16 protein-coding genes are annotated in these 13896 nt (G+C 34.9%); all 16 read right to left on the bottom strand.

The genetic code is table 11. The features are described from left to right. Positions 1-46: 46 nt before the first annotated feature. The 16 genes from QU661_RS03645 to QU661_RS03570 all read right to left on the bottom strand — a co-directional run bounded on the left by QU661_RS03645 (position 47) and on the right by QU661_RS03570 (position 13835). Positions 47-724 carry an AP2/ERF family transcription factor gene (locus tag QU661_RS03645; protein ID WP_304990361.1) on the bottom strand — a complete coding sequence of 226 codons (678 nt, stop codon included), beginning with the start codon at positions 722-724 and terminating at the stop codon, positions 47-49. 68 nt (positions 725-792) lie between these two features. Then, positions 793-2943, bottom strand: coding sequence for a type IA DNA topoisomerase (locus QU661_RS03640; RefSeq protein ID WP_304990360.1), 2151 nt, complete (start codon positions 2941-2943; stop codon positions 793-795). Beyond that, a complete protein-coding gene (locus QU661_RS03635) occupies positions 2936-3259 on the bottom strand; it encodes a hypothetical protein (protein ID WP_304990359.1) in 324 nt (107 codons plus the stop codon). The genes QU661_RS03640 and QU661_RS03635 overlap by 8 nt, the downstream gene beginning before the upstream one ends. Before the next feature lie 13 nt (positions 3260-3272). Further along, entirely contained in the window at positions 3273-3569 is a 297-nt protein-coding gene (locus QU661_RS03630; protein ID WP_304990357.1) for a hypothetical protein, read from the bottom strand. Between the two features lie 52 nt (positions 3570-3621). Continuing rightward, entirely contained in the window at positions 3622-3879 is a 258-nt protein-coding gene (locus tag QU661_RS03625; RefSeq protein ID WP_304990356.1) for a hypothetical protein, read from the bottom strand. Between the two features lie 5 nt (positions 3880-3884). Beyond that, a complete protein-coding gene (locus tag QU661_RS03620) occupies positions 3885-5027 on the bottom strand; it encodes a hypothetical protein (protein WP_304990355.1) in 1143 nt (380 codons plus the stop codon). Further along, complete coding sequence (locus QU661_RS03615; RefSeq protein WP_304990354.1) at positions 5024-5956, bottom strand: DUF3991 and TOPRIM domain-containing protein; 933 nt, start codon at positions 5954-5956, stop codon at positions 5024-5026. The genes QU661_RS03620 and QU661_RS03615 overlap by 4 nt, the downstream gene beginning before the upstream one ends. 83 nt (positions 5957-6039) lie before the next feature. Next, complete coding sequence (locus QU661_RS03610; RefSeq protein ID WP_304990353.1) at positions 6040-6615, bottom strand: hypothetical protein; 576 nt, start codon at positions 6613-6615, stop codon at positions 6040-6042. 239 nt (positions 6616-6854) lie between these two features. Next, positions 6855-7685: a hypothetical protein gene (locus tag QU661_RS03605; protein ID WP_304990352.1), complete on the bottom strand. Its 831-nt coding sequence runs from the start codon at positions 7683-7685 to the stop codon at positions 6855-6857. Continuing rightward, the gene (locus QU661_RS03600) at positions 7686-8018 is read right to left on the bottom strand and encodes a hypothetical protein (protein ID WP_178978271.1); all 333 of its coding nucleotides are present in this window, start codon (positions 8016-8018) and stop codon (positions 7686-7688) included. Between the two features lie 64 nt (positions 8019-8082). Beyond that, on the bottom strand, positions 8083-8610 hold the full coding sequence (locus tag QU661_RS03595; RefSeq protein ID WP_304990351.1) for a hypothetical protein: 528 nt from the start codon (positions 8608-8610) through the stop codon (positions 8083-8085). 9 nt (positions 8611-8619) lie between these two features. After that, positions 8620-9252 (bottom strand): CHAP domain-containing protein, encoded by a 633-nt coding sequence (locus tag QU661_RS03590; RefSeq protein ID WP_304990350.1) that lies wholly within the window; start codon positions 9250-9252, stop codon positions 8620-8622. Next, positions 9252-11174: a VirB4 family type IV secretion system protein gene (locus tag QU661_RS03585; RefSeq protein ID WP_304990349.1), complete on the bottom strand. Its 1923-nt coding sequence runs from the start codon at positions 11172-11174 to the stop codon at positions 9252-9254. Before QU661_RS03585 ends, QU661_RS03590 begins: the two co-directional genes overlap by 1 nt. Then, positions 11167-11766, bottom strand: coding sequence for a hypothetical protein (locus QU661_RS03580; RefSeq protein WP_304990348.1), 600 nt, complete (start codon positions 11764-11766; stop codon positions 11167-11169). Before QU661_RS03580 ends, QU661_RS03585 begins: the two co-directional genes overlap by 8 nt. Then, positions 11767-12060, bottom strand: coding sequence for a DUF5592 family protein (locus QU661_RS03575; RefSeq protein WP_304990347.1), 294 nt, complete (start codon positions 12058-12060; stop codon positions 11767-11769). Further along, positions 12060-13835 (bottom strand): pLS20_p028 family conjugation system transmembrane protein, encoded by a 1776-nt coding sequence (locus QU661_RS03570; protein WP_304990346.1) that lies wholly within the window; start codon positions 13833-13835, stop codon positions 12060-12062. The genes QU661_RS03575 and QU661_RS03570 overlap by 1 nt, the downstream gene beginning before the upstream one ends. Positions 13836-13896 lie beyond the last annotated feature (61 nt).

Here is a 13896-nt window from a genome sequence, read left to right as displayed (position 1 = left end):
TAAGACTTCAAATAGAGGGCAAAATTGAGAGGGCTTAACTGCCCCCTCAATTTTTATTTTTTACTTTCTCAAGTATTGGCTTATAGTAGAGCTTTTCCCCTTCACGACGTGCGAGTGCAGCTTCTTCAAGAGTGTCATAATACCCGAGGTTGATTTGAGTCCTTCTGAGGTTCAAATACGCTCGGTACTTGCCGTTTTTCAGACGGCTAACACCCTTGATCCCAGATGTATTGTTTCTTCTTGTTTTCTGAACGAGGCTATATGTTATAGTACCGTCTATCCTAGCATCTTGGATTTTATCATAACCAGCTTCCTTGATACTGTCCATCAGCACGGCAGAATTCTCCCTGCGCAAACAACCGCACGACCTTGCTTTTTTTAGTTGTTCCACAGTCATGACGATTTCCTTGCCACAATCGCACCTGCACAGATACTTAAGGCTCCTGACTGAATCTGGTGTACCAGGCAACCTTTTGATCGGCGTTAATCGCCCAAGTTTGCGCCCTAAAAACCGCGCATCGATTCTTTTCTCGTCTATTTTTCTGCGCTCAGCTCGATACAAGCATCCGCAGGACTTTGACGAGCCAGATAAAAGACTGCCATAATCAACAGCTTTTACTGTACCGCACTGACAGCGGCACAGATAACGCCTTTTATCTGCTTTGGAGAGAACTGTCCAGTAGCCGAATTTATCGCCATCCTGTATCTTCCTTTTCCTTCCCATGTGATTTTTCAACCTCCTTGAGTATCATTTTTCATTCCCATATACTTTAACCCCAACTAGCATACAAGTTAGTTATCAAAAATATAAGAAATCTTTGATTTACCATCTACAATATCAAGTTTCAGCCTAGCATTATATTTTTTACCTGACTTCTGACTTTTAAAACCTTTTATTTCTTTCTTTGTAGTCTTATATGTCAAAAGCTCCAAAAGAACTTTCTCAGATAGAATTTTACCGCTAATCTTTTTAGGCAAATTGAAGTTGCAGCCAGATCCGTCTTTTTTCCATCCTTTACAAGCATATCCCCAACCTTTATCTACAAGCTTATTTCCGCAGCAAGGACAATCAAACAATTCTTTTTCTTCTCTTTTATTTTCAATCAAGACTTCTGTATTGCTTGCCATTTCAATTAAATCTGCTTTGAATTTTGCTTGTACATCAGCCATAAAGTCATCAAAAGATAGTTTGCCATTTTCTACATCTGCCAGTTTACCATCTACTTCAGATAAAAATTCAATAGACTTTAACCTATCTGGTATAACAGCATCCATGGATCGTCCAAATTCTGTAGATATAAAGTATTTACCTTCTTTCTTAACAGTGCTAGAAACATTATGCCCCTTTTTCTCTGTAAGTTCTTTTATAATTCCGTCTCTAGTTGCACCAGTTCCTATGTTATGTATCTTCATAAAATCAAGAAGTGAAGCTGTTGTAAAATGCTGTTTAGGTTTCGTCTCAGTATCAACTATTTCTTTTTCATTAATTGGAATAAGCTCCCCTTCATTGATGCTGCCTATCGAAAGTATATCAACATCATCTGTTTCTACAGCATCATCCTTAAATAGTGCCTTATATCCAATCTCAGTTACGTTTTTAAGCTTTGATTTTATCTTATAACCAGAAGCTTCAGTTATTATTTCTGTCTTCTCATATCTAGAGCTTTCCATAAAAAGAGAAATGAAATTCTTAATAATAGCATCATATACATTCTTTTCAGCTTCATTAAGTTTTTCATATTTTGTTTCAATTCCACCTTGTGGAACTACAGGGATTAGTCCGTGATGATCTATGACCTTCTTATCATTAAAATACCTATTCGGAATCTCTCTCACACAACAGCTTGATACATACTGTTTAAATTCTCCAAAGTCGAGAGCCTTTACTGTATCTTTAAGTTCCTCTTTTAGATCAGCTGTTAAATATCTAGAATCAGTCCTTGGATAAGATAGTATCTTGCGCTTATCATAAAGATCTTGGCAAATTGAAAGTGTAACATCTGCTTCATAGTCATATTTCTTACTCATTTCCTTTTGGATAGTAAGTATATCAAAAGGCTTAGGTGGATTATCTACACCATTTTCCTTTTTTACAGATATAACCTTCGCTTCATGTTGCAATTTTTCTAAAACTTCCGCAGCTGCAACATGATTATCGAACTCTAGCTTTTCTCCATTATCAGAAATTAGTACCCCATTAAATGTAATCTCGTTACCTAATTTTAGCTTTATGTAAGAGAATGGTCTTTTAACAAAATTCTCAATTTCTAAATCTCGCTCAATAATAGCGTGAGTTAATGGAGATTTGCATCTGCCATAATTTACAGTTACACCGGCAGTCTTTGTTAAAGATATAAGCCTCGAATAATTAAATCCAATATACTTATCCATTATTGCTCTTGCTTTACCAGAAGCATATAGGTTATCAAGCATTTCTTTAGAAGTCGGATCATTTAACAGATTATCATATGCCTTTTTTATAGCTGCTATAGTTAAGCTGCTAGTCCATAGACGATATACATTTCTTTCTTTTCCAGCTTCTTTTAATATCCAACGCTGTATTAATTCGCCTTCCCTTCCAGAATCACCAGCATTAATGATATAATCCGCAGCTCCAAGAGCTTTCTTAATAGCATTAAGCTTTCTCTCTTTGTAATCATCTATAGCTTTCAGCTTATTATCATCAAATGGAATAGGCAGCATTGCAACATCCCATTTCTTATAATTTTCATCAATTTCTTCTGGATCTAAAAGTCTTAGGCAATGACCTTGTGAATGTGCAATTTCAACATGTACTGGTTCTTCTCTAGAACCAATTGAAAAACTTACTTCCCCTTCTAAAAAGCCATCTCTATTCTTATGTAAATTCTTAACGCCTATAGCTTCAGCATATGCTTCCGCAGCGTTTGCCTTTTCTGCAAGAATTACTAAGTTTCTACTCATTACAGTTTATCCTTTCTAAAATGCCTTGAAGATACTCATTAATAAGATCATCTTCAAGATCAACATCTACATATCGTTTTGCAACTCTCTTAATGCGATCTAAATTATCTGCATTAAGGCTGATAATTTCATAATCGTTATCAGCTACATATAAGCTAAATTCTTCCTTTAGCTTATCAAGTTCAGCTTCCATCTGTGATGAATATGTATCATTATTAATAGCTTCCTTTATTTCTTCTTTTTCTAACAGGCTGCTATTTTCTTTAATATATTCATGTACAAACTTCTTCAGTTCAGTTTTCCCTACATTAATCATTAATTCCTACCTTCTAAACCATACTGGATATTTCATTATAAATTGTTGATAGTATGGATATAAGCTCCGTCCTAAGTTCAGGGTAAATAAGTGTAATTACCCCTATTGCAGCAAGTAGTATAAACAGAACTCCTACTATTGTTCTGCATATACTTTTTATAAAGGAATAGGTATGCTTAACTGCCATACTCTTTTCTACTATAACTTTATTTTGATCTATGTCTTTGTGTTTTTCATGAAGGGCTGCTTGTTCATTTCTAAACTCTGTTTCTCTGTTAGCCACTTCTTTCATCTTTGCGTATTTATTCATTCATTGATTCTCCAAATAAAAAAGAGAGCTTGCAGGCTCTCTTAATCGCTTATTATAAACGTACATCTATATCATCTTTAGCTAATTTGAATATTAAGGTGTCATACCCTAATAACGTAGATGCTAATACAACAAACATAATCAGTATTGGAATTGTTGCACCAGCTCTGAATTTCACAATATTAAATATCCATGCTGCTACACCTATTCCGAATAATATTAGAAGTGGTTTGCATATAAACCTAACTATCGGTCTAAAAAATAGTAAGGTTTTTATCATAGCTAGTCTCTTTGTAAAATCATCATTCATTGCAATCACCTCTTAAAAAACTTCCATCTTTTCTTTTCTGGTTCTTCAGGAGTAGGTTCTTCAGCTTCTGTTTTTAGAAGCTCCTTGTACAGTGTAATATTCGTTAGAATATATGGATCAGGTGTATAGTCTGTAAAATACAGCCTGTTATCCGCATTATATTCTGCAAATATCTCTTTTACATCCTCTCTATCCTTCTGTGCCGAAAATGAACATATTAGCTTAGCAGAATTATATGATGGATTTGTCGCAATTTCAATTGCTCCATCAAATTCTATAACATTTGCACAAGTGCATATGAGCTTTATGTCATCTTTAAGGAAAGCTGTTTTATTAAATCCAGCAGATCGATACATTCCATAATCATAAACTAAATAGTCATAATCTTCCTTAAACAGATCCGCAAGTTTATCTTGCTTATAGAACATATCTACACCGTCTGTCCTTAAATACCCTCTTTCGCTATCTTCTACTTCTCCACCAACCATAAGCTTCAGCTTTTCAACATATGAAAGCTGATCTTTACTTTCCTGTGACAAGTAGCGATTAGTATATTTGTTATCATTAATTTCAACATAGCAAGCTCTAAACCCTTGCGAGGTTAAAAACTTTACAATCTGAATAGCTTGTGTAGTTGTGCCTATCCTGTGTTCAGTACCCACAACAGCTATTGAAGTAAACCTAGAGATATTAACTTTTTCTTCCTCTATTGTTTCCTTAACTTGGTTTACTTCTTCTCGACCGTTAGCTTCGTAATAATTGCTTATGTTTTTTACTAGCTGTTCCTTTAAGTCGGAAACGGAACCTACTCCAAGATTAATGAAGCTCTTTATACCTCTATCAAGGCAAGCCTTAACCATAGTATTAGTTGGATTTATAGTATTTACCATAACTATAGGAGTTACAGCATTTGATTTATATATACTCTCAATTATTGCAGCTAGATCTTCAGCATCATCAATGTATGGCTCTGTATCATATACAACATAGTTATATCCAGCAAGCTTACTAAGCAGTTTAGGCTCATATGTCTTTAAATGCCCAGAAGCTTCTATAAAATCAAATACCCATCCATCATTAGCATTTGATTTACAAACTTCTTCTATAAATACCCCTCTTGCTCTATCTCCAATATATAGTATTCTCATATTTCAGCATCCCTCTCTTTTATTCTTTCTTTTTTAGTCTGTTTCATATCTACAAGAGCTTCATTCCAATCTTTATATATCTCAGGGTTATAATCTGATACATTAATTTTTGGTTTAATCCCATTGATATGTGAAACCATTTCAGCGGTAATTCTTTTACCAGCATTGTCACTATCTAATGCTAGTAAAACTTCCCCATATTTTTCCTTTTCAAGATGGTACTCTATAGCTTCTTTCGCCTTACCTGTACCTGATAAGGCAAGGTAGTTATAATTAAGATGATTATTCCCTCTTTGGTTCATTACATCCATGAAAGATAACGCATCAATGACACTTTCAGCTACAACAAGCTTATCAGCTCCATTATCTATGAAGAAAGAATGAGAATAGTCACACCCATATACATCCCCTACCCATCGCTTATATGTATTTGTTCCTCGAACTGTAGCAAAAACGGCAATGTTTTCTTCGTTTCTTGATACGAATACACAATTATTTCTATCGTCCTGATATAACATATCTCTATCTACAAGTTCCTGTACAAGCTTCTGACTGATACATCTTGTTTTAACTAAGTATGCAAATACATTCTTCATAGACGAAGCCTTATTAGGAAGTTGTAATGAAGTAGGCTTATCCTTATCAGGATAATTCTTTTCTCTTTTCTCTGTAGGCTCTAAGCTGCCTAGATTCCCATTTAATTCTTTAATCGCAGCACCAAGGCTAATCCCTCGCATAGCCATTACAAAGTCTATAATACTGCCCTTTTCTCCTGTTGAATTTCTAAAGAACACATTTCGACTAGTGTCAATTCGCACTGAATCATGCTCTTTTAAGCTATAGTATCTGCCAACTTTAATTGGTGTAAATCCTATTTGTCTAGCATAATCTACTATGCTTATATCTTTAAGTTTTTCAAGGTCTGCCATTTTTTAATATCCTTCTATTTACTCACTTAGTGTTGTAAAAATTTCTGTGAGGATTAATCCTCACAGAATCATACTTTTTTAAGTTATAGTAAATGTCTTTTTCTTGCAAGGGTACCTAAAATTTCATAACCCTTGTCTGTCCATAGAAACTCATCATAGTCACCATCTTGATAATCTTCTATTGTTTTATACCCCATTGCTTCCACAAAATCATCTTCTGAAACACTTGCAGAAACATATCCACCATCACCATCTTCTATGGCATATGTTGCAAATGCACCTGGTTCTGGTGTTGAATTTACAGATTGATACAGAATTTCTTCCCTGATAGGACGTACAATTTCTTCATGACTGTTCCATATAGGATAATTACGTCCAAAAGCCTCATTCCAATCATTAATAAACTGATTATGCTTTTCTGCAAAGTTTGTTGAAACTTCTTCGTCTTTTCCTTTTGTGCTATACCAAAATTCACAGCCATCATATACAACGGTGTATTCATTCCCATATTCACCGATGTTATTATCAAATAACTCAACTTTTTCACCTTGATAATCATATACGATATGCGGTTGTAAGTAGCCGCCACCATTGCGGCTAAATCTCTCATCCGCAAAACTATTTTGTTCTACCGCAGTAATTTCTTTAAACTTATCCATTTTTTTCTCCTTTCAAGAAAACCATTTAACTTTCTTCAGATGAACAATTCTTTGTTGTTCTCTGTTAGCTGTAAAAAAAGCGTTATATAAAGCGTAAAGCAAGTGGTCTTACTAGACGGTGGAGAAAAAGCATAGCTTTTTACAACCGCTTGCCACTTGCAGAAGCTATATAACGCATAAAATAACAGCACAGAGAACATGAAGAAATACAATCACATCATTACAAGGTAATGTACATTTTAGAGCTTTTTTAAAAGCTCTTTTTGTATATCAATCCTCTGCTGCATTTCATTAATTTCAGCATCCTTTTCCTTCAATCTATCATTAAGGCTATCTCGTTCAGATGAAATATTAGATATTTCATCACCAGTTTTTTGCTGATCGCTAGGTGTCTGATACTGCATTTTATCAGTTAGATCCTTTATCATCTTATCAGCATTTGTAATTTTAGTTTTAATGGCAGCTTTTTCTTTCCTTAAAGTTTTAAGCTGTGCTTTATAACCTTCTATTTTAGATAGATAAGCTTCTCTTAAATATCCTTTTGTTGACTTGTGCTTGATTTTCTTTACAAAATCAACGTGCTTGTCATTTGTATATACCTTTAGGGAAGAAAATTCTAATCCTTTATTCATATCTTCTTGCTTTAAGCTCATATTTAAAGCAAGTTCCGTCCATCTTCTAGGAACATTAGTTACTTTAAGAACCACTATATCTTTACTTTCATGAACTGCTTTTGTATCAAGTTTTCCTGTGGCAGTAGCAACACTCCACTTATAAGTATTTACGCTATCAAGGGAAGTTTTGTTCACTTCGACTATAATTTCCATTTCTCGCTGCTCTTTCGAGTATTTCCAGCTATCAATAGTTAAAGTCCTATCTTCAACGGTTACTGACTTTCCAATTGGTGTTATTGCAACTCCTTCATATGGTGTTGGAAGCCATAATCTGGATGTGAAAAATACAGCGTAACCAAGAAAGAAAATTATTAAAAAGCCTTTCAGGATTCTATTTCCTGTCCTCTCTATTTTTTCTCTTTTTTCAATTAATTCTAGCTCTCTTGCATTTTCCATCTATATCTCCAATCCATAATCTAAGTCATCATTAGTCTGTTTTCTTGACTTCTCTAGAGATTTTTCCTTTTCAAGCTCTTTATCTAATACTCGTTCAAAATTATCATCCAGAATATCTTTAGAACTCAGCATTGTTAAGGATGCTCCTTCTTTTAATTCGTCTATATACATTTGCTGCTCTATAGTTATTCCTTCTTCCTCAATTGGTAGAATAACTAGATCCGCATCAACATCATCCTCTAAAAAAACAACTCTATATCTATCTCGAATCTTTTTTTTATACTTTTCCTTTTCTTTAGCCTTGCTAAGCAAATATACTTTCCTCATGTTCATAACGATTCACCATCACTTTCAGTAAAAAAGAAAAAGTACCAGCTTTGTCCTGGTACTTTAAACTCTATTCATTTTCATCTGTCTTGTTTGGATGATCCATTTCATATATATCTTCTTCGGTGAAGCTTTCCCAATTTGCTGGATCTTGTGAGTAGTCATACCACCCTGTGGCATCCTTCCCCTTCTTATAATACTTATTATCAAGCTTTAATGTATCTCCATTTACCTCTATCTTATGATCTCCAAACCAGCTTTTTCCTTTATCGTTTCCAGCTTGATTTGAGATATATAAATTATTTGGCTTTGTAACCTCATAAGTTAGATAAACCGTGTTTAAGTTCAGCTTTCCTTTCTTGTTTTTCGTTCCAAGTAGAATATCTCCAAATGGACTGAAGTAAACAACATTAGTTCCATTTGACGTTTCTTCTAGCCAAACGGTATTAGAAAGTTCTTTCCTAACTTCACTTAAACTTTTCTGTTGCTTCTTTCCAATAAAGGACTGCACTCCAGCAAAAGCTGTTACACCAAGCATGATTATAATTCCTACAAGTATTAATACTTGTCTTGAATTAAGTTCTTTTAACTTTTTCATAATTATCTCCTACGGCTGGTAAATAAAGCCTTGAAACACATACCGTCCTTGCGGTCTGTAACCACTCGCCTTTGTAACATTCGTCATCCAGAACTTGCCACCTCGCCATCCAGATTGAGATACAACTATATCACCATTAGATTTCACTTCTTCTACAATGGCAACATGACCGCAGTCATGATTAGTATAATCCCAACATATAACAGCTCCAACTTTAGGTGTCTTACCTTTTTTGTATGCTGTACAATGACTATACCACATATTAGCATTTCCTGTAGGAAGTGCCGGTCTTTTTCCTAGGATTTCTCCGAACCTTCCAAAAGCATACCAGGTACAATTATGATATCCTGGTCTTGCACCCATGCTGACCCAAGGATTAAGATTTGCACCAAAGTAAAAGAGGTTATCTCCTGAAGGATATGAAGTTCTTTTACCTTTGATTACACCAGCCTGAATGTCTCCGCTTTCTGTTTCTTCAGTTTCTGTATTCTCATTTGTTTTTTTAAGCTTATACCATGCACCGCCAGCACTTTGCATAGTGCTGGTAATTGCAACAACGATTGCTGATAGAATTATCATGAATGATAAAACAGATATAACAGAACCGATGAGAATCTTCTTTAAATGCCTTTTTAGGTTCATTATCTTCCACCTGAGAAGATGCTTTCTTCGTACTGCTTATTTAGGTAAACTTTAAATTCAAGACTTCTATCTCCTGATATTGAAAGAATGGTGTCACCCATACCAAGAAATGGTATTCTCTCAACTTGCGAGAAGGACAATGCACTTCCAAAAACATCATTAATGAGCGGAAGTGTAGAGCTGTCTTGCTTGAACATAAACTTATACTGTGTTAGCTCAAATAAGACACGTATTTTATCAATATGTGGATCGGATGCACCTTGTGGAGCAAAGTCTCTTACTGACTGAGAAGCAAAAGTGATTCCAGCAAAGAACTTTCTAGCTTCTCTTAGATACTGGATTAGAAGCTCCAGTATCTGAACCATCTTTGTATTTACCCATCTGTGACTTTCGTCTATTAGGATAAGGAAGCACGTAACATCTTCAAGTTCAATTTCTTTATTTTCCCACATGGATTTCATTATGCTACCGTTATTAACAGCGTTATCCCAGCAGAGTGAAACCATGTTAAACATCTGAGCAACAAACACATTGCCTAAATCTTTAATATCTGAAATGTCAAAGGTAACAATCTTTTCATCTACAAGATTATCTACGCTAGTATGTCCATCAAACATAGATCCATAGTTACCAACAATTGTTGAAACAGCATCCCTAATCTGATTAACAATTAAAGCTTTATTCTGTGCTAATCCAGCATCTACACTGCTAGTGTATTTCCTAGTTTTCTCAACCTCAATTTGATCATCTAAAAAAGAAAGAAAATTTGAAAATGTTGGATAGTTCTTAGCTGGCTGCCCTGTAATACTTCTACCTTCAGCTGGCACTAGCTTATATAATTCATAGAAGTCTCTTAGCAAGATTTCTAGATTAGTTACTATCTGGTCATCTGTCTGCGGCAAAATACACCTGAAGAATGTTGCTACTTTTGAAATATGTTTACTATATGAAGTAAAATCATCTTCGCCAGCCTTTAGTATTTCTAAAGGATTAAGCATACCATCTTCACCATTACACTTTATAATTTTACCGCCAAATTCCCTAGTCAGCTTTTCAAACTCTCCAGTAATATCAAAGGTTCTTATAAAGTTTCCTTTAGCAGCATTAGCCTTAAACCTTTTCTTCAGGAAGGTTGATTTTCCAGAACCCATATCTCCGCATACAAGTGAGTTGTAATGTTTTCTCGTTGCAGTTTTATGGAACTCGTCAAATATAACTGCACCACTAACTGGTGTAAATCCAAGTAAATCTCCATGATCATCTATAAGCTCACTATATGAGAACGGATTTCCCATAGCAACCTGTTCACTCATTAACGGATGTGCTTTCATTGAAAAAATCTTGCTGTGCTGTGTCTGATAAGGCTCAAAAATAGCTTGCCATTCCCTCTTGCCCTCATTTAGCATTGTTGCAGTCATGTAACTATCTGCTTCAAGACTAGAAATGATTTCTTTACATCTATCATCTAGCTCTACCAGATTTCTTCCACTTACAAAGGTTCTTATATCTACATCCTTTACAACTTCTCCCAGGGATGTTAGTTCATCATACATCCCTTGAAGCTGCTCTTGTCTAAGCTTCGCATCATAAAGTTCCATGTAGTCTTTAGCAGTCCTAGCCCTGGCAAATTCTTCCTTCAAAGAACGGTTAATATTCTTTTTAACTTCTGCATTATCTTTAGCATGTATATCCATTACAGATATACAGTCCTCTAGCTTAAAGAAGTTATCTAGCCAAAAATCATCAAGCAATTTGGGAAGCTGATAAAGGTGTAAACATCTTATATATCCATCCCCTGTAGTTATATAATTAGGATCTTTAAAAGTAATTCCACCAGCTGGTTGGATATACTCAAAAAGTTCTTCGTCTAACGGAATTTCAGTCTTAAATTTCCCCTTTTTCTTTTTACCGAACTTACTCATATTCTTCATCCTCTACTAAATCATCTGCAAGTATTAATGCGTTCATATTGCAGAGCTTTCTTATAATCTGTATTTTCTTCTCTTTACCCATAGGTTTGACTAGCCTAGAACTTCCATACCCTATCCATCCAAGGATATTTCCACGATTCTTTTCTAGTTCGTCTTTTGTTTTCCCAAAGAAGAACAAATAGAATTCTTTACGGTCTATCATGCTCTCCAGCCTATCGAGTTCATCCCATTCTCGCATTAACCATTCTTTTCTGATTGGATCAGCGGTCTTTTTTAGCTTCCTATCTAGGTATTTTCTTTGAGATAAAGTATTTATTGGAAAATTAAGTCCAACAATCTTATGATCTCCAGAGTAAAGCCTTTCAAATTTAGTTAAAGTAAACATATCAAACCTTACAACATCATCCTGTAGATTTTCTCTGTCTCTTGTAACGATTTCAAGTAGATCTAAATATGTGCCATCTTCTAAAGAAAAAGCGTCTATACCTTCATCATAGTTTCTGATAGGCAAGACGCTTAAGGTTTCTTTTATTATTTCCTTTTTCTTCTCTTTAGGTTCTTTTTCTTTCTTTTTAGAAAACATTTATCTATCCTTTCTGCTATAGAATGGTCTATAAGTGGATATATCTTTTGAAATTAAGAAGTATAAACTCTCATAATTTTTTCTTCTTTTATTGAGCGTGCTTCTTGTGGTTAAAAATATAGCCACTAATACTGAAAATATGATGTATGCAATCCTTAGTTTAGGATGCACAAATATTCTTAGCGAGTATATAAGAGCAATGTAAAACATGAGAAAAAAGAGATCCCATACATCATATCCAAATGCTACGCTAGTTCTACTTTCTATTGAATCCGTAGTTACTGTTCTTGCCATTACTTCTTATCTCCCTTATCCATGAACTTACTCTTTGATCTAGTTATCGTTCTAGGCTTAGAACTTGTCACAACCGTATTCTTCCTAGTCTGCTGTCTATCTAGGTTATTTACTCTACTATTAAAGCTTTCAGAACCAGCTTTTGAATGGTGGTTTGACTTCTGTAGTTCAGATCCTAAATTCCTGTTTTCGTGCTTATCACTTAATGCACTATCCATTCTATCTGCAAGGCTGCTCGATGCAGCTCCTTCGGTAGATAGACCAGAAGATACATCTTTATCAAAAGAGCTTCCTGAAGAACCAGTTTCTGTATTACTTACTTTACTAATTCCTGATGTTTCCATAGTGCCGCCAGCACCATCTTTTCCCCTGGTAGTATTTTTCTCTTTATCGTCTGCTGCTCCAAGAGCTGCACCAGTAGCACCAGCTTTAGCCATATCCGCAGCCTTTTTATCGCTTGCGTTCTTCAGCGTGCCACCAATCTTTCTTCCTACTCCTTTACCTAGATTGGTTGCTGCTCTAGTACCAGCAACAGCCATACCGCCAACAGCCATCATTCTCGCTGTAGATGACTTTAATCCAGCATCCATACCTAGTACCCTTTCAACTAGATTCGGTCCATCTATGACCGTAAAAGCTAGAAAAAGAGAAAAAATAGCAGCTGTAAAACCAGTTCCAGCAGTCTTTGTTATAAAGGTTGTAAAGATTACATACACCTTTATACACACGATTGATACAGCTAGTAATATATAGCTATCTCTTATAAATGCTAATATCTTCTTTATCTTCTCTCCACCAGATAACTCTGCTGAATATAGATAAGCCAGTAGCCTAGCTACTACAAGCTCAAATGCTACTCTGACAACCTTATATGACATTGCCAGATAAACAACTATGAGTGCTATTAGCTGGATATATGCAACAAGGAACTGAAACGAGTAACGATAGTAAAACTCGTTACCAAAATCCGCATCGTCATTTTCATTTATTCCCCATCCATTGGAATTTTCTACCGTACCAGCTTTGCCATCTAGTATGTAACCTATTCTATACTTAAATGGATTTTCCTCTGAAGCTAGAAGTTTACTTTTGTAATTTATAACTTCGTTGATATTAAAATATCCAAAGTTTTCTTTGTTTATTCCAGCTTTACCATTAGCATATTTACCTTTATTAAGACCAGTACCATATTTGTTATAAAGCTTCAGGACATCGAAGCTGTTGTTATTAACAATCGTATAGACCTCTTGTTCACTTTTGATTGATGTATTGTTTACACCATCTTTAAATGACACTAAAAGTGAATTAAAAGAGCTAAAAATAAAGGTACTGCATGATACACAAAGAGCAGCAATAACAATATTTGTAACAACATTAGGCTTTTTATCATGGTGTAATATCAGGATAATTCCTAGATATACAAGAGCAGCTGCTGTTAAAGCTATAAATACAGGCTTGAATTGATTAACAAATGCGGTTACATCACTATTTGTAGTTAAGTCTATAAATCCAAACGCTGTATCATAAAGCTTCTGTACTTCTTGCCCTAGCTTAACTAATGCAATTACTCCATACCACAAGATAGCTCTAAGTGCATCTAAAAATAATGTGTTTGTTTTTAGTATATCTGCGTTGTTTTTATAGAATGATAGGTATTTATCTCCTTCATCCGCAAAAACAGGACTAGCAAGTATTAGTCCTACAAAAAAGAAGATGGAAAAACTAGAAATCCGCTTCTTCCATCTTCTTTTATTTAATTGTGGTTTAGTTTTCAAATCAACTCTCCTTTCCCTTAAGAACAGAGCTTCATATTTGCGATTTAAGCGACTTTTTTAA

The organism is Mogibacterium neglectum, from assembly GCF_030644205.1.
Classification (GTDB): Bacteria; Bacillota; Clostridia; order Peptostreptococcales; family Anaerovoracaceae; genus Mogibacterium; species Mogibacterium neglectum.
The sequence above is the reverse complement of the archived record's forward strand: the minus strand, read 5'-3'. Positions and strand labels throughout refer to the sequence as shown.

Bases quoted from the DNA above. Each gene is read 5' to 3' on its own strand.
- QU661_RS03645 (WP_304990361.1), bottom strand. From the start codon at position 724: ATGGGAAGGAAAAGGAAGATACAGGATGGCGATAAATTCGGCTACTGG.
- QU661_RS03640 (WP_304990360.1), bottom strand. From the start codon at position 2,943: ATGAGTAGAAACTTAGTAATTCTTGCAGAAAAGGCAAACGCTGCGGAA.
- QU661_RS03635 (WP_304990359.1), bottom strand. From the start codon at position 3,259: ATGATTAATGTAGGGAAAACTGAACTGAAGAAGTTTGTACATGAATAT.
- QU661_RS03630 (WP_304990357.1), bottom strand. From the start codon at position 3,569: ATGAATAAATACGCAAAGATGAAAGAAGTGGCTAACAGAGAAACAGAG.
- QU661_RS03625 (WP_304990356.1), bottom strand. From the start codon at position 3,879: ATGAATGATGATTTTACAAAGAGACTAGCTATGATAAAAACCTTACTA.
- QU661_RS03620 (WP_304990355.1), bottom strand. From the start codon at position 5,027: ATGAGAATACTATATATTGGAGATAGAGCAAGAGGGGTATTTATAGAA.
- QU661_RS03615 (WP_304990354.1), bottom strand. From the start codon at position 5,956: ATGGCAGACCTTGAAAAACTTAAAGATATAAGCATAGTAGATTATGCT.
- QU661_RS03610 (WP_304990353.1), bottom strand. From the start codon at position 6,615: ATGGATAAGTTTAAAGAAATTACTGCGGTAGAACAAAATAGTTTTGCG.
- QU661_RS03605 (WP_304990352.1), bottom strand. From the start codon at position 7,685: ATGGAAAATGCAAGAGAGCTAGAATTAATTGAAAAAAGAGAAAAAATA.
- QU661_RS03600 (WP_178978271.1), bottom strand. From the start codon at position 8,018: ATGAACATGAGGAAAGTATATTTGCTTAGCAAGGCTAAAGAAAAGGAA.
- QU661_RS03595 (WP_304990351.1), bottom strand. From the start codon at position 8,610: ATGAAAAAGTTAAAAGAACTTAATTCAAGACAAGTATTAATACTTGTA.
- QU661_RS03590 (WP_304990350.1), bottom strand. From the start codon at position 9,252: ATGAACCTAAAAAGGCATTTAAAGAAGATTCTCATCGGTTCTGTTATA.
- QU661_RS03585 (WP_304990349.1), bottom strand. From the start codon at position 11,174: ATGAGTAAGTTCGGTAAAAAGAAAAAGGGGAAATTTAAGACTGAAATT.
- QU661_RS03580 (WP_304990348.1), bottom strand. From the start codon at position 11,766: ATGTTTTCTAAAAAGAAAGAAAAAGAACCTAAAGAGAAGAAAAAGGAA.
- QU661_RS03575 (WP_304990347.1), bottom strand. From the start codon at position 12,060: ATGGCAAGAACAGTAACTACGGATTCAATAGAAAGTAGAACTAGCGTA.